General features: G+C 60.0%; 20 protein-coding genes. All 20 read left to right on the top strand.

Annotation, left to right across the window (positions count from 1 at the left end; translation table 11 throughout):
* The first annotated feature begins 71 nt into the window (after positions 1–71).
* The 20 genes from Q1W70_RS00400 (at position 72) to Q1W70_RS00305 (ending at position 14,136) form a co-directional block, all read left to right on the top strand.
* Positions 72–953, top strand: coding sequence for a hypothetical protein (locus Q1W70_RS00400; RefSeq protein ID WP_302098493.1), 882 nt, complete (start codon positions 72–74; stop codon positions 951–953).
* 30 nt (positions 954–983) lie between these two features.
* Positions 984–1,307, top strand: a complete 324-nt coding sequence (locus Q1W70_RS00395; RefSeq protein WP_302098492.1) for a hypothetical protein — start codon at positions 984–986, stop codon at positions 1,305–1,307.
* A gap of 195 nt (positions 1,308–1,502) precedes the next feature.
* Positions 1,503–1,754 carry a holin gene (locus tag Q1W70_RS00390; RefSeq protein ID WP_302098491.1) on the top strand — a complete coding sequence of 84 codons (252 nt, stop codon included), beginning with the start codon at positions 1,503–1,505 and terminating at the stop codon, positions 1,752–1,754.
* Entirely contained in the window at positions 1,751–2,263 is a 513-nt protein-coding gene (locus Q1W70_RS00385; RefSeq protein WP_302098489.1) for a glycoside hydrolase family protein, read from the top strand. The genes Q1W70_RS00390 and Q1W70_RS00385 overlap by 4 nt, the downstream gene beginning before the upstream one ends.
* 4 nt (positions 2,264–2,267) lie before the next feature.
* On the top strand, positions 2,268–2,498 hold the full coding sequence (locus Q1W70_RS00380; protein ID WP_302098488.1) for a hypothetical protein: 231 nt from the start codon (positions 2,268–2,270) through the stop codon (positions 2,496–2,498).
* Positions 2,499–2,524: 26 nt separating this feature from the next.
* A complete protein-coding gene (locus tag Q1W70_RS00375) occupies positions 2,525–2,956 on the top strand; it encodes a crAss001_48 related protein (RefSeq protein ID WP_302098487.1) in 432 nt (143 codons plus the stop codon).
* A gap of 33 nt (positions 2,957–2,989) precedes the next feature.
* Positions 2,990–3,328 (top strand): Gp49 family protein, encoded by a 339-nt coding sequence (locus tag Q1W70_RS00370; protein WP_302098486.1) that lies wholly within the window; start codon positions 2,990–2,992, stop codon positions 3,326–3,328.
* Positions 3,329–3,334: 6 nt separating this feature from the next.
* The gene (locus tag Q1W70_RS00365) at positions 3,335–3,802 is read left to right on the top strand and encodes a lysis system i-spanin subunit Rz (protein WP_302098485.1); all 468 of its coding nucleotides are present in this window, start codon (positions 3,335–3,337) and stop codon (positions 3,800–3,802) included.
* Positions 3,803–3,805: 3 nt separating this feature from the next.
* Positions 3,806–4,348: a terminase small subunit gene (locus tag Q1W70_RS00360; RefSeq protein ID WP_302098484.1), complete on the top strand. Its 543-nt coding sequence runs from the start codon at positions 3,806–3,808 to the stop codon at positions 4,346–4,348.
* Positions 4,317–5,777: a phage terminase large subunit family protein gene (locus Q1W70_RS00355; RefSeq protein WP_302098482.1), complete on the top strand. Its 1,461-nt coding sequence runs from the start codon at positions 4,317–4,319 to the stop codon at positions 5,775–5,777. Before Q1W70_RS00360 ends, Q1W70_RS00355 begins: the two co-directional genes overlap by 32 nt.
* Positions 5,778–5,782: 5 nt before the next feature.
* Positions 5,783–6,133 (top strand): hypothetical protein, encoded by a 351-nt coding sequence (locus Q1W70_RS00350; protein WP_302098480.1) that lies wholly within the window; start codon positions 5,783–5,785, stop codon positions 6,131–6,133.
* A 1-nt stretch (position 6,134) separates the two neighbouring features.
* Positions 6,135–7,829, top strand: a complete 1,695-nt coding sequence (locus Q1W70_RS00345; RefSeq protein ID WP_302098479.1) for a portal protein — start codon at positions 6,135–6,137, stop codon at positions 7,827–7,829.
* Entirely contained in the window at positions 7,829–8,146 is a 318-nt protein-coding gene (locus Q1W70_RS00340) for a Bbp19 family protein (protein WP_302098478.1), read from the top strand. Before Q1W70_RS00345 ends, Q1W70_RS00340 begins: the two co-directional genes overlap by 1 nt.
* A gap of 35 nt (positions 8,147–8,181) precedes the next feature.
* Positions 8,182–8,868, top strand: coding sequence for a hypothetical protein (locus Q1W70_RS00335; RefSeq protein WP_302098477.1), 687 nt, complete (start codon positions 8,182–8,184; stop codon positions 8,866–8,868).
* Positions 8,869–8,919: 51 nt separating this feature from the next.
* Entirely contained in the window at positions 8,920–9,894 is a 975-nt protein-coding gene (locus Q1W70_RS00330) for a major capsid protein (protein WP_302098475.1), read from the top strand.
* A gap of 37 nt (positions 9,895–9,931) precedes the next feature.
* A complete protein-coding gene (locus Q1W70_RS00325) occupies positions 9,932–10,324 on the top strand; it encodes a Bbp16 family capsid cement protein (protein ID WP_302098473.1) in 393 nt (130 codons plus the stop codon).
* A complete protein-coding gene (locus tag Q1W70_RS00320) occupies positions 10,317–10,691 on the top strand; it encodes a hypothetical protein (RefSeq protein WP_302098471.1) in 375 nt (124 codons plus the stop codon). The genes Q1W70_RS00325 and Q1W70_RS00320 overlap by 8 nt, the downstream gene beginning before the upstream one ends.
* A 58-nt stretch (positions 10,692–10,749) precedes the next feature.
* Positions 10,750–11,349 (top strand): phage connector family protein, encoded by a 600-nt coding sequence (locus tag Q1W70_RS00315; RefSeq protein ID WP_302098470.1) that lies wholly within the window; start codon positions 10,750–10,752, stop codon positions 11,347–11,349.
* Positions 11,346–13,688 carry a phage nozzle protein gene (locus tag Q1W70_RS00310; protein ID WP_302098469.1) on the top strand — a complete coding sequence of 781 codons (2,343 nt, stop codon included), beginning with the start codon at positions 11,346–11,348 and terminating at the stop codon, positions 13,686–13,688. The genes Q1W70_RS00315 and Q1W70_RS00310 overlap by 4 nt, the downstream gene beginning before the upstream one ends.
* Positions 13,678–14,136, top strand: a complete 459-nt coding sequence (locus tag Q1W70_RS00305; protein ID WP_302098468.1) for a phage protein Gp13 family protein — start codon at positions 13,678–13,680, stop codon at positions 14,134–14,136. Before Q1W70_RS00310 ends, Q1W70_RS00305 begins: the two co-directional genes overlap by 11 nt.
* Positions 14,137–14,143 lie beyond the last annotated feature (7 nt).

Below are 14,143 nucleotides of genomic sequence, written 5' to 3'. Positions count from 1 at the left end.
AACGCTCTACCTGCTTGGCCTGCCCACGCAGTGCTACTGAACTACGCAGAACTACGCAACAAGGGGGATTTATGAAATTGATCAGTGCTCGGCAGGCGTGGCGTGAGGCGTTGCACGAAAGCCGCGATTCCGTGCTGGCGGCAGCCTCTGAGCGGGTGAAGCTGGGCAAAAAGGGCAGGGTGGTGGGCGAGACAATGCCTTCGATGCGCGACAGCAACGGGCGGTGCGCTCACATGCTGGCGGCCGGCCTGGTGCAATCGGCCATCGGGACGCTGCCCAAGCCCCTGCAGCACTTCGGGCACGCGCTGTATTCCCCAATCGCCAACGGCCAGGACATCAACGTGGCACATGCTCTGGTGTGGTTGACCGTGGACCTGGGTGACTGCACCGCCAAGCGCAAGGAGGTCGCCTACTGGATGGCCCTGGCTGCGATCAAGAGCCACCAGGCTGCCGTGAACGGTCGCGAATCGTGGGGCCCCGGCCGGGTGAGTGATTTTGTGCGTGATTGGTACGGCACAACCGTCAGCGTTAGCCACTGGGCCAGGGACTGGGCTGCGATCTGGGGGGCCATCGCCAGCACCGTCGACAAATTGGACGCGAAGGCGCTGAAGCCTGTTGCAGCGGTCATTGTTCGAATGGCAGAGCGGGTTGGTGGTGGGCTGTGCCGTTGGGGTGTGCACGACCGTGAACACGTTGCCGAGGATCGTTCGGCGCGGTACCAGCTGCGCCGAGAGGCTTCGGTACTTGCGCTGCGCGAACGCCTGAGCGCGATGGACGACCAGCAGCTGCGCCGCTGGATCAGTCGTATGCGCGTGTACGGCGATGCGTATCGGGCCGAGTGGGGCAGTGATGTGGTCGAGAACCCAGGGCGTCACCTGATCTACCTAGACCGTGTTGCCGAATACTGGAACCAGCGCCAGCGTGTTGGCGACGTAGCACGGCGTGTCGCGTAGTATCCGGCCGCACGAACAGGAGGGTTTCAAGTGACCAATGAAGAACGAAAACTGCTGGAACTGGCGGCTAAGACGGCTTTGATTGAATTCACCGTCAGCCCGGGTGGCGACTTGTTGGCGCATAGTCACCCTGGTGGTGGAGAAATGCGAGTCTGGAATCCGCTGGAGGATGACGCAGACTGCTTCCTGCTCATGATCGCCCTGCGAATTAAGTTGGATTATCCGGAGCCGTCTGGGGACACGCTTGTGGCCTATAGCAATGAATTCGACATCAAAGCGAAAGAGCCATGGCACTCCAGCAGCTATCGGCTCGCAATCGTCCGTGTTGCTGCTGAGATTGGCAAATCCCAGTAGCCTGAAAACTACAGGCTTGACCATTTGGCGAGTGTTTTGATACCTTTTCATCACGTTGCAAAGTTACGTCCAGCTCCCAGAAACCCGCCGAGTGCGGGTTTTTTGTTGCCTGAAATTCAATCCTGAGCCCTGCCATTGCGCGGGGCTTTTTCGTTTCTGGAGGCCCACATGAAAGCCCCAGTCAGGAGTTCACAAATGGCAAACCCGGCGCCAGAAGGGATCATCGAAGCGGTGGGTGTCTCCGTTGCCAACAAGGGCATGATCGTTGGCGGTGCTGCTGGCTTTGCCGGGTGGCTATCCCAAGTGAACTGGATCGGCATGTCTGGCGTCGTGGTTGCGGTGCTGGGTCTGATCATCAGCACTTACTTCCAGATTCGCCGCGACCGCCGCGAACACGCCGAGAGCGCCGCCCGCATCCAGGCCCTGCGCGATCAGTGCCAGCGATGAACGCCACTCGCCAGCGCATTGCCGTGACCATGCTGAGCGTGAGCCTTGCAGGCTTTGGCGCATGGAAGGTCAACGAAGGGTACACAGACCGCGCAATCATCCCCACCAAGGGGGACGTGCCAACTATCGGCCACGGCTCGACCCGCTACGAAGACGGCACGCCCGTCAGGATGGGCGATCGGATCACGCCGCCCCGCGCCGAGCTGTTGGCCCGCAACCTGCTGACCCAGGACGAAAAGCGCTTTGCTGCGTCGTTGCCTGGGGTTGGCCTGCACCAGGTCGAGTTCGATCTGTACATGGACTTCGTCGGCCAGTACGGCATTGGCACCTGGCGCGCGTCATCGATGCGACGCGACCTGCTGGCCGGCAACTACCCCCAGGCTTGCACCGACCTACTCAAGTACCGCTATGCCGCCGGCTTCGACTGCTCGAAACCGGGCAACAAGCGGTGCCCTGGCGTCTGGAAGCGGCAACTTGAGCGGTATGCCAAGTGCATGGCTGCGCAGTAATCCCATGGCAGGCCGCAAACAGCCATACACGCCGTGCAAGCTGTACGTGGACGGCGCCGAAGGCATTCAGGTCGGCGACTACATCACCACCGCTGCCGGGTCTGCCTACCTGGTCCAGACGCTCCGGGTGAGCCGTACCAAGCCCGAGCGCAAGCACATGGATTGTTTGCGTTGGCCTATGGCCCAGATCCCCGATGACGCGAGGTGCTACCAGCTGACCTGGTACGCACGATGAATCACCCAACCCGAGAGGCTGTATCCATGATCAAGCACTACATCGGCACGAAGATCGTCCTGGCGCTGGCAATGACTCGTCTCGCCTACAACGAGTATCGCGGCTGGACCCTGCCGGAAGACGAGAACGGCGCCGACGAAGGCTACCTGGTCGAGTACACCGACGGTGGCGCGGCCAATCATCCGGACCACACCGGGTACATCAGCTGGTCGCCAAAGGCGCAGTTTGATGCGGGCTATGTGTCCGTTGGTGCAGTTGGCCACCTGCCGCCGCATCAGCAGCGTGTTGTTGCCGAGCTGGAGCAGTTGGTCGACCGCGTCCAGAAACTGGAAGCGTTCCTGGCCACGCCGCTGTATGCCGGCCTGCCAGACGATGAACGTCAGCTATTGAAGATGCAGGCCGACGCCATGGTCCTGTACATGGGGATCCTCAACACCCGCGCTGCCAAGTTCGCCTAATCCCGTCACCACCAGCCACCAGAGGCAACCACTGTGAACGACAAGACGATTGAGCAACAAATTCAGGCCAAGGGACTAACCGCGCCACGCATCACCCTGGCCGCCTTCGACGCCAACATCATCCACACCGAGATCGTAAAGCACACCACGCACGGCGGCGGCATTCTGCGTTGGGCGATCCTCACCACCAAGAACGGCTTTTCCGTCACTGGCCGCCCGAGCGCCTCCGTGTCGCCGGCGAACGACAATCAGGAGATCGGCGAGAAGGTCGCGATTGATAACGCCCGCGCCGAACTGTGGCCACTGATGGGCTACGAGCTGAAAGAGCGCCTGCATCAGCAAAGCCAACCAGCGCAACCACCGACTGAGTAAGCCACCATGAACCGCTACCTGCTCGCTGCCCTTGCTGCTTGCGCGGTGGCGATTCTGCTCGGCTGGCAGCACATCGAGTCTCAGGCCAAGGATCTGGCCACCGCCAACGCTCAGGTCAACACACTGAACAAAGCCGCCGAGTCGCGGCGCAACACACAGCGCCTGCTGGCCGAGCTCGACACCGAACACACAAAGGCCCTGACCGATGCTCAAGCCACTAATACCCAGCTGCGTGCTGATGTCGCTTCTGGCGCTCGCCGGCTGTCAGTCCTCGCCAAGTGTCCCGCTGTGCGAACCACCGCCGGCGCCGCCAGCGTGGGTGATGCAGAAGCGCGAGCCGAACTTGACCCAGCGGCTGGTGAACGAATTGTCGCCATCACCGACGACGGCGACCAGGGACTGATCGCTCTGCGCGCAGCACAGGACTACATCAACACCGTCTGCCTGGGCGGTACCACTCAACAGGGGCGGTAATTCATGGCCCTGACCGCGAAGCAACAACTGTTCGTCATCGAGTACCTGGTTGACCTGAACGCCACCCAATCGGCAATCCGGGCCGGGTACAGCAAGCGCGGCGCCAAGGACCAGGCTTGGCAGCTCATGCAGCGCCCCGAGATTGCGGCGGCGATCAAAGAGGCCATGGAAGCCCGCAACAAGCGCGCCCAGGTGGACGCTGACTACGTGCTGCAGCGGCTGACTGAGATCGACCAGCTCGACGTCATCGACATCCTGGAAGACGACATGTCGTTCAAACCGCTTTCCAAGTGGCCCAAGCCATGGCGCCAGTACCTGGCGGGTTTCGATATCGCCGAGATGTTCGAGGGGGCGGGAAAGGATCGCTCGATGGTCGGCCTCATGAAGAAAATCAAATGGCCGGACAAGGTCAAGAACCTGGAGCTGCTCGGCAAGCACGTCAACGTCAATGCCTTCCGTGACCAGGTCCAGCACAGCGGACGTATTAACCTCACCAACCTGACGGACGAAGAACTTGACCGCCAAATCGCCCAGCTTTCCGACTGATAGGGCGGCAAAGCTGGAGCTGATCGAACTGCTTGAAGAGAGAGCACGCCGTAACAAGCAGCGGCAGTTCAAGCTTCAGTTCGAATCGTTGTATGAGTGGCAGCACAAGTTCATCCGGGCCACAGCCGAGTACTCAGCCTGCATGCTGATGGCGGCCAACCGTGTCGGCAAAACGCGTACGGGCTTAACGATCGATGCAGCTCACTTGCTCGGCGACTACCCGGACGACTGGGAAGGACACAAGTTCGATTTTGCTCCGCTCTGCTGGTTGCTCGGGTACTCCATGGAGAAAACCCGGGACTTGCTGCAAAAGCCACTGTTCGGGACCTACGAGAACGGTGCGTGGACGGGGGGACTTATTCCGGCTGACCGCATCCTCGGGCATCTATCAGCGTCTGGAACACCTGGTGCGATGCGGGAAATCCGCGTTCAACACAGTTCGGGAAGGGTTGCCACTGTCCAGTTCTGGTCCTACAGCCAGGGCCAGCACGCAATCATGGGTGACAGCGTCGACTGGTATCACATCGACGAAGAGCCCCAGGACAAGGAGATTTATCCGCAGGTTCTGACTCGTACAGCTACGGGGGATCGTGGTCGCGGCGGTCGCGGGATCCTGACGTTCACACCGGAGAATGGTCGCACCGAACTGGTAGTCAAGTTCATGGATGACCCCGCCGAGGGGCAGCACATGCAGCGGGCCACTTGGGACGACGCTCCGCACCTCAGCGAGAAAATCCGCCGTGAACTGCTGGCGGCTTACCCATCCTGGCAACGGCCAATGAGGACACAGGGCATGCCTTTGCTCGGTGCCGGTTTGATTTTCGATTTCGGCGACGACGACATCAAGTGCGCGCCGTTTCCTTGCCCGCCGCACTTCTTTGTCATCAACGGCATGGACTTCGGCTGGGATCACCCGCAGGCCCACATTCAGCTCTGGATCGACATTGAGGCGGATGTAATTTACGTCGCGCATGCCTGGAAGAAAAAGAACGTAACGCCAGTAACCGCTTGGGGATCCGTGAAGTCATGGGCGAAAGGCGTACCAACCGCCTGGCCATCTGATGGCCTGCAGTCTGAGAAGTCCTCAGGTGAGCAGCAGAAGTCGGCTTACGTCGACGCCGGCTGGCAAATGTTGGGTGTCCATGCCACTTGGCCTGCGGGTGGTGTGGGGGTCGAGGCGGGTGTTGTTGAGCTATACGAGCGCATGACAACCGGCCGCTTCAAGGTCTTCTCGCACCTTTCGGACTTCTTCGACGAGAAGATGAATTACCACCGCGACGAGAAAGGAAAGATCGTCAAGCTCAACGACGACATCCTTTCCGCCTCCCGTTACGCCTACATGATGCGGCGCTTCGCCGTGCAGCGCTGGCAGCTCGAATCTGCCCAGGCAGGCCAGTACCAATCGGATTACGACCCCTATTCGGAGTGATGAACATGTGCGCCAAGAAGCTTAAAAAATTGGTCAACAAGGTGGTTGACCTCGACCCATTGCGCGGCGGGGACGTGCTCCTTGAGGGCATGGGGATGCCGAACCTGACCGGTGAGAACACCGGCATGCTCAACAAAGCGGATCGTGAGAAGGCCGCGGCTGAAGCCATGACAGGCTCTGGCACAACCGCACCTTCAACTGCACCGACCACCAGCAGCGACTCGGTGCAGGCTGCCGTAGAGGCTGAGCGCCGGCGCCGCCTGGCCCAGTCCGGCCAAAACTCAACGCTACTGACTGGTTCGTCTGGCCTGCTCGGCAACGCCAACACCAGCCAGAAAACGCTGTTGGGGGTGTAAGTTGGCCGACTCCCTGCGCGAACGCCTCGAAAAGCGCCACTCCCGCCTGAAGAACGAGCGCGACAGCAACTGGCTGACTGAGTGGAAGGAGCTGGGGGACTTCATCAGTCCGCGCTCTGGACGCTGGAACATTACTGATACCAACAGCGGGAAGCGCCGGGACCAGAAGATTATCAACCCGCGAGCGTCCTTTGCGGCACGCACCCTGGGCGCAGGTATGCACACAGGCATGACCAACCCAGCCGCGCCATGGGTGAAGTTCGGAACACCTGATCCAGGACTGATGGAGTTTGCACCGGTCAAGGCTTGGCTGTTCGCGGTCGAGAAGTCCATGCGCGAAGTCATGGCTCGCTCCAATCTGTACAGCGTGTTGCCGAACCGGTATGCCGAAGAGGGCGTATTCGGTACCGCGCCCATGATCGTGTTGCCGGATGACGACGATTTGTTTCGCTGTTATCCGATGCCGGTGGGCGGGTACATGCTGGCCAACAACAGCCGCAACCAGGTGGACACCATCTACCGCGACTTCCGAATGACTGCCCGCCAGTTGGAGCAACAGTTCGGTAAGGCCTCCATGAGCCAAACCGCGCGGACACTCGCGGACAACAATCCAGAAGCGTGGGTTGATGTTGTGCACGCGATTGAGCCGAACGACATGCGTGAGCCTGGGCGTCAGGACAACCAGAACATGGCCTTCCGTTCTGTTTACTGGGAAAGCGGCAGCGACAAAGACAGCGTGCTGCGCAAGTCCGGGTTCAAGACATTTCCCTGCATGGCGCCGCGCTGGGATGTTCTCGGCGAGGATGTTTACGGCACCGGCCCGGGCTCGATGTGCATCGGCTCAGTCAAGGCGGTGCAGTTGATGGAGCGCCGTAAAGCTGAGCTGCTGGAGAAGGGGGTGCGGCCACCTATGGGGGCACCGTCGAGCCTGAAGAATCAACGCGCCTCCATCCTTCCCGGCAGCATCACCTATCTAAACGACATGCAGCTTGGCGCCAAGTTTGAACCGCTCTACACGGTCAATCCTGCATGGCTTGGCCAGCTCCGGCCAGAGATACAGGCTGACGGCGAGATTATCGACACCGCTTTTTTCGTCGATCTGTTCTTGATGATCAGCCAGATGGACAGCGTCCGGACGGCCTACGAGATCGCCACGCGCAAGGAAGAAAAGTTGCTGATGCTCGGCCCAGTCCTCGAACGCCAGACTGATGACCTGCTCGATCCCCTGGTAGACATGGTCTTCAACCAGATGCTCGAGCAATCAATTCCGCGCTGGATGGGCCTGTTACCTGGTGCACCGCTGATTCCACCACCGCCGAAAGAACTGGCGGACATGGATCTGCGGGTTGAGTTCACCAGCATCCTGGCCCAGGCCCAGAAAGCCATTGGTGTTTCCAGCATTGAGCGCGCTATCGGGTTCGCTGGTCAGGTTGCCACGACCACGCAGAGCCTTGACCCGCTGGACCTGTTGAACGCCGACGAAGCCATGCGTCAGTACTTCGAACTGATTGGGGTACCGCCGACGCTTGTCCGTGCTGACGACATGGTCGTTCAGATCCGCCAACAACGGGCCCAGGCCGAGCAGCAAGCGCAGATGCAGCAGCAGCTCGGCAGCGTGATTGAAGGCGCACAGATGCTCAGCCAGACGGACACCAGCGGCGATAACGCGCTGACCCAGCTCGCCGGGGCTCTGTGATGACTGATCTTGATGATCTTGACGCACTGGGTGAAGCCGACAAGCAAGCCAAGAAGGCAATCCGTGACCAGGAGGCCGCGGACTTCCGTTGGCTGATGAACGATCCGCGCGGGCGCCGCCTCATGTGGCGCCTGATGGGGCATTGCAAAGTGTTCGAACCCTCATTCAACCCCCACGGGGGAATCATGAACTTCAACGAAGGCCAACGAAATGTTGGCCTTTTTCTTTTGGGCGAAGTGAATCAGCTGTGCCCCGGGCAGTTCCCGGTCATGGCTGCTGAGCACGCCCCCAAGCCTGTAGAGGATGAATCCAATTGAGCAGCCTGATGATGAAACTGATGGGACGCGTTTTTATGAACGAAGCGTCGGCCGATGGCACTCCAGCGGGCGGCGCAACACCTGCAACCCCTGCTGCTGCACCTGCAGCTGCTCCGGCAACTGAATCCACCACGTTGACCCCGCCAGCAACGCCAGCAACCACCGACCCTAAACCCGAAGGTGGTGACCCGGCCAAGCCGGCAGACCCCGCAAAGCCTGAAGACGGAAAGCCCAAGGAAACGGGCAAGGATGAGCAACAGGGCGCGCCTGAGGCCTACACCGACTTCACCCTGCCGGAAGGCATTGAAATGGATGCCGGCACCTTGGACACGTTCAAGGGGTTGGCCAAGGAGCTGAACATTCCGCAAGCCGCTGCGCAGAAGCTGATCGACCTGCAAAGCGCATTGGCCCAGAAACAGGCTGACGAGTACCAGGCAGCGGCCATCAAGCAGGGCCAGGACTGGGCGGCCGAGGTCAAGAACGATCCCGAGCTTGGCGGCGCGAACTACGACAAGAGCGTGGCCAGCGCAATCAAGGTCATTCAGTCCTTCGGCGATCCAGCCCTAACCGAGCTGCTGAACGGCACAGGCCTGGGTAATCACCCGGCACTGTTCAAGTTCTGCCACCGCATCAGCCAGGCCATTTCGGAAGACAAGTTTGTCCTGCCGGGCAACCAGGCCGACGCGCCCAAAGAAATCACAATTGTCGACGCCTTCCGCTAAGACACTTTTTAACGCGTAGGAGAAACAACGATGGGCATTTTGACTTCCACCATGCCGACCCTGATCGATAAGTTCAGCAGGGAAGACAGCACCAAGAAAATCATGAAGATCGTCGAGCTGATGGCCAAGCGAAACGACATCCTCATGGACGCCGAGTATCAGGAGTGCAACGACGGCTCCAAACACAAAACCACCATGCGCTCGGGTATCCCTGAACCAACCTGGCGCATGTTCAATCAAGGCATTCAGCCTTCCAAATCCCAGACCGTTCCTGTGCTGGATACCACCGGCATGATGGAAGACTACGGTCTGGTCGATAAGGCGCTGGCTGATTTGAGCGGCAACGCCGATGCTTTCCGCACTTCCGAAAACATGGCGAAGCTCCAGGGCTTCAACAACAAGGCCGCGCGCTACATGATCTACGGCAACACCCAGGCAGAGCCGCAGGCTTTCTTGGGGCTGGCGCCGCGCTACAACGACAAGTCAGCCGAATCGGGTGCCAACATCGTCGACGCCGGTGGCACGGGTTCGACCAACACTTCGATCTGGTTTGTTACCTGGGGCGAGATGACCACCCACCTGCTGTATCCGAAGGGCAGCGTTGCTGGCTTCCAGCACAAATTCCTGGGTCAGCAAACCGCGCGTGCGGAGAACGGCGGTGATTTCGAGGCATACCGTGACCACTTCAAGTGGGACATTGGCATGTCGGTTCGTGACTGGCGCGCAAACGCCCGCATCGCGAATATCGATGTCACCCAGTTGACCCGTGATGGCGCGACCGGCGCGAACATCATCGATCTGATGATTGATGCTCTGTACCGCATCGATAACCCGGAGCAGGGTGAAGGCCGGACCATCATCTACGCCAACCGCACCATTCAATCCTGGCTGCACAAGCAGGCCATGAATTCCAAGAACGTCAACCTCACCATCGGTGAATACGGCGGCAAGAAAATCCCGGAATTCTTGGGCATCCCGATCAAGCGCAACGACGCGATCCTCAACACCGAAGCCCGCGTAGTCTAACGACTGCGTGGTTTTCCCCTACTACGGAGAGACCATCATGCTTTTCGACGCAAAGCTGCTCATGTCGAATGCCCAGGCAATCACCGCCTCGGCAGCCTCGACCGACGTTATTGACCGTGGCGACAACAAGGATGTGGGCCGCGCCGGTGACATTCCGCTGGTGATCCAGGTAGTTGAAGCATTCAACACCCTGACCAGCCTCACCATCGAGTTGCAGACCGATGACAACTCGGCGTTCAGTTCGCCACGCTCCCTGTACCAGGCGGTAGTGCCGCTGGCTGACTTGAAGCTGGGTTACCAAACTCCAGTTATCACCCTGCCGCAGAAGACTGAACGCTTTCTGCGCCTCAACTACACCGTGACTGGCGCCGCCCCAACACTGGGCAAAGTAACCGCCGGCATCGTTGCTGGAGTGCAGACCAATGTCTAAGCGCTATGAAGTGCTGGAGCGGTCATTCATCAACGGTCGGCTCTATGAGCCAGGTGAAACCGTGGTGCTGGAAATCGACAGCCCAGGTAGCAACCTGAAAATCGTTGGCGCCGCTAAGGCGTCAGCACCCGCACCCGCCGGCAAGCCCAACGCCGACCTTCATGAGTACAGCGCCAAGCACAACGGTGGTGGGCGTTTCGTCATCGTCAGCAAGGGCAGCGACCGTGTTGGCGAGTTCACGGGCACCAAGGATGAAGCGGAAGCGGAAGCTGCTCGGCTGAATGCTGGCGGCGAGATTGCACCGCCTGCCGGCAAGCCCAACGCTGACGACGGCACCGGCACCACCAAGGGGCTGCCAGACGCCTGATCAACAGCAACTCCCTCCAGGGCCCTTCGGGGCCCTTTTTCATTTCTGAGGTTCCCGAATGGCTAGCGATATCGAGATCTGCAACATCGCGCTTTCGCGGGTTGCTCACACTCAGCCCATTGTGTCGTTCAGCGAGCGCAGCAAGGAGGCAGAGCTGTGCAGCGTGTTCTATGCGTCGCTGCGAAAGCTGGTGCTCACCGACTTTCCTTGGCCGTTCGCGGAGTCGAATGTAGTCCTGGCTGATATCGGGAGCCCTGCACCTGGTTGGGCATTCCGGTACCGGTACCCGGCCGACTGCCTAAAAGTTCGGGAAATCATCATGCCGGGGCAGCGCCGGCCACTCACCAGCGACATGCAGATCCCTTACAAGGTCGGCTTCGACACTAGTGGTCGGGTCATTCACACGGACCAAACCCAGGCAGGCGTGCGCTTCACATTCAATGTTGAAGACCCAACGTTCTTTGACGCCCTGTTTGCTGATGCCTTGGCCTGGCGTCTCGCCATGGACCTGGCCCTGCCGCTGAGTTCGAAGGCTGACATTCAGCAGTATTGCCAGCAGCAGTACCGCCAGGCACTCACTGAAGCGCAGGGCTCTGCCTTCGAAGAGTCCCAGGACGATCCAGAGCCTGAATCAGAATTCATCACGGTGCGCCAATGAGCAGCGTACTGCAGCCGACCTTCGCCGCCGGCGAACTCTCGCCATCGGCCAGCGCGCGCACCGATATCGCCCGCTATTACACCGGCCTCAAGCTTTGCCGGAACTTCATGGTGATGCCCTACGGTGGTGTGCGAAACCGCCCGGGAACGAAGTTCGTCTGCGAGGTTGCCGACTCGGCGGATATTAATCGCCTCATTCCTTTTCAGTTCAACGACCAGCAGACCTACATTCTGCAGTTCGGTGACCAACTGATGCGTGTGATCAAGGACGGTGGCCAGGTTCTGTTCAGCAGCGGTCCCTTCCTGGGGTTGCCGTATCAAATCGAGGTTCCTTACACGCAATTCGACTTGTCGCAGCTGAATTACACGCAGTCGGCAGACGTCATGACGTTTGCCCACCCAAGCTATAAACCCCGCGAGCTGAGCAGGCTGGCCCACGACAACTGGGTCACGGCTGAAATCAACCTTGCACCGCGTATCGCGGCACCAGCCTCGGCAACTGCAACGCCGGTGGCGGGTTCCGGAGTGACGCAGGAGTGGCGCTACCAGGTCACAGCAGTGCTGGACGACGGCAACACGCTCGACGAGTCGCTGCCGGTCACCTCTAACACGGTCACCATTCACGCCGACACCGCTGCGGCCACCATCGTGTGGCCGGCAGTGGTCGGGGCCACCTATTACATCGTTTACAAGGACAACGCCGGCGCCGGCATCTACGGCTTCATTGGCCGCGCCACTGAACTTACCTTCACTGACCGGAACATCACTGCGGTGAAGGCGGACACCCCGCCGAACGGCAATGATCCGTTTGTGGGAGCGAACAATTACCCCGGTGCGGTCGGCTATTACCAGCAGCGCCTGGTCTTCGCCGGCAGCAACAGCAGCCCGCAAACGGTGTGGATGAGCAAAACCGGGCTGTTCAAGAACTTCGGCTATTCCATCCCGAACAAGGATGACGACTCGATCACGTTCACCATTGCCAGTCGCCAGGTGAACCGCATGCGCCACTTGGTAGGGCTGGATAAGCTGCTGGGCCTGACCTCGGGGGGCGAGTGGGCATTCTCTGGGGCAGACTCTGGCCTCACAGCCAAGACCATTCAGGCCAGCCAGAAGGGCTATGACGGGTCGTCTCTGGTACCGCCAGTGGTAGTGGGCAACAACGCTGTGTATCTCCAGGCACGCGGCAACCGAGTGTCGTCGTTCGGGTATTCGCTTGAGGCGGATGGGTTCGTCGCCGGCGACCTGACGTTGTTCAGTGCGCACCTGTTCCGCGGCTACCAGCTGACCGACGTGGCCTATCAAAAGATCCCTGATTCGATTGTCTGGTACGTCCGGAACGACGGGAAGCTGCTCGGCATGACATACCTGCCGGAGCAGCAGCTGGTGGGCTGGCATTGGCACGACACAGATGGGTTCATTGAGTCGATTGCCTGTATCCCTGAGGGCCAGGAAGACGCGCTGTACATGGTTGTGCGCCGGACAATCAACGGTGTGCAAAAGCGCTATGTCGAACGGATGGCGACCCGCCAGGTGTTGTCGATCGAGGATGCGTTCTTTGTTGACTGCGGCCTGACTTACGACGGAAGAAACGCCGACGGCGCCAAGACCATGACCCTCACCGGTGGCACTACCTGGCAGTTCCCAGAGGTCGTGACCATGACCGCCGTGGGCCACGCCCCCTTCACGGGCGCGAGTGTCGGCGTTGAGTACTCGCTGACCAGGTCGATCATCGATGCGAACGGTGATGCCGCCGCCGACATTGTCCGCGTGCAGGTCGTTGGGTACGCCAGCACCAGCGTTGTCACGGTCAAGTTGCTGATCATCTGCCCGGAATCATTGCGCGCAGTGGCCGTTTCCAAGTGGGCGCGCCAGGCCAAGACTATTTCCGGCCTGGGTCACCTGGAAGGGAAGACGGTTTCGATCCTGGCCGACGGCAGTGTGCACCCGCAACGGGTCGTCACGGCTGGCGCGATCTCCCTTCAGGAGGCCGCCGGCGTTGCCCATATCGGTCTGCCATACGATTCGGACATGGAAACCCTGGACCTTGAGCTGAAAAACGCCAACGAGACCGTTCTCGACAAGAAGATGGCCGTTACGTCGCTGACGGTGTTCGTCGAAGAGTCGCGCGGGGTGTTTGCCGGCAAGGACAAAAACTCCCTGTATGCCGCTAAAACCGACCGTTTCACCTACGAAGACCCGCTGTCACTGCTCACCGGGCAGGTCGAGCTTTCGATCTCGAACGACTGGCAGGGCAAGGGGCGGGTGTTCATCCGTCAATCAGATCCGCTGCCGCTGACGGTACTGGCGGTTATTCCAGAGGTAACCATTGGTGGCCGCTGAAGTCTTGCCGGTATCAATTGAGGATGTCTCGGCCATCCTGCAGATCGTCCGCCAGGCCGATATCGACGAAATCACCGAAGCCCTGGGCGTTCCCATGGAAGAGGCGTTGCTTGATGCCATCACCGGCAGCCTGAACGCCAGGAAGATCGTTGTTGATGGTGACGTGGTCGCGGTATTTGGCGATGCCGTCTACAGCATCCTTGGATCGATTGGCGTTCCCTGGCTGATCAGCACCATCCATGTCGAGCGTCACGCCCGGGCCTTCCTCAGGGTCTGCAAGCCGGAAGTGCAGGGCATGCTCACCCGCCACCAGTACCTGCTGAATTACGTCGACGCTCGCAACACTGCCGCCATTCGCTGGCTGAAGTGGCTCGGCTTCAACTTCGCCCCCGCAGCGCCCTACGGCGCCAGGCGCTTCCCGTTTCACCAATTCACATTGAATCGCTAGGAGTAAC

Source organism: Pseudomonas kielensis, assembly GCF_030505375.1.
GTDB classification, from domain to species: domain Bacteria; phylum Pseudomonadota; class Gammaproteobacteria; order Pseudomonadales; family Pseudomonadaceae; genus Aquipseudomonas; species Aquipseudomonas kielensis.
Note: the sequence above shows the minus strand (reverse complement) of the source record. Positions and strands in the feature narration are given on the sequence as shown.

Coding starts and splice junctions, on each gene's coding strand:
- Q1W70_RS00400 (WP_302098493.1), top strand. CDS start 72: ATGAAATTGATCAGTGCTCGGCAGGCGTGGCGTGAGGCGTTGCACGAA.
- Q1W70_RS00390 (WP_302098491.1), top strand. CDS start 1,503: ATGGCAAACCCGGCGCCAGAAGGGATCATCGAAGCGGTGGGTGTCTCC.
- Q1W70_RS00385 (WP_302098489.1), top strand. CDS start 1,751: ATGAACGCCACTCGCCAGCGCATTGCCGTGACCATGCTGAGCGTGAGC.
- Q1W70_RS00380 (WP_302098488.1), top strand. CDS start 2,268: ATGGCAGGCCGCAAACAGCCATACACGCCGTGCAAGCTGTACGTGGAC.
- Q1W70_RS00375 (WP_302098487.1), top strand. CDS start 2,525: ATGATCAAGCACTACATCGGCACGAAGATCGTCCTGGCGCTGGCAATG.
- Q1W70_RS00365 (WP_302098485.1), top strand. CDS start 3,335: ATGAACCGCTACCTGCTCGCTGCCCTTGCTGCTTGCGCGGTGGCGATT.
- Q1W70_RS00360 (WP_302098484.1), top strand. CDS start 3,806: ATGGCCCTGACCGCGAAGCAACAACTGTTCGTCATCGAGTACCTGGTT.
- Q1W70_RS00350 (WP_302098480.1), top strand. CDS start 5,783: ATGTGCGCCAAGAAGCTTAAAAAATTGGTCAACAAGGTGGTTGACCTC.
- Q1W70_RS00340 (WP_302098478.1), top strand. CDS start 7,829: ATGACTGATCTTGATGATCTTGACGCACTGGGTGAAGCCGACAAGCAA.
- Q1W70_RS00335 (WP_302098477.1), top strand. CDS start 8,182: ATGAACGAAGCGTCGGCCGATGGCACTCCAGCGGGCGGCGCAACACCT.
- Q1W70_RS00330 (WP_302098475.1), top strand. CDS start 8,920: ATGCCGACCCTGATCGATAAGTTCAGCAGGGAAGACAGCACCAAGAAA.
- Q1W70_RS00325 (WP_302098473.1), top strand. CDS start 9,932: ATGCTTTTCGACGCAAAGCTGCTCATGTCGAATGCCCAGGCAATCACC.
- Q1W70_RS00320 (WP_302098471.1), top strand. CDS start 10,317: ATGTCTAAGCGCTATGAAGTGCTGGAGCGGTCATTCATCAACGGTCGG.
- Q1W70_RS00315 (WP_302098470.1), top strand. CDS start 10,750: ATGGCTAGCGATATCGAGATCTGCAACATCGCGCTTTCGCGGGTTGCT.
- Q1W70_RS00310 (WP_302098469.1), top strand. CDS start 11,346: ATGAGCAGCGTACTGCAGCCGACCTTCGCCGCCGGCGAACTCTCGCCA.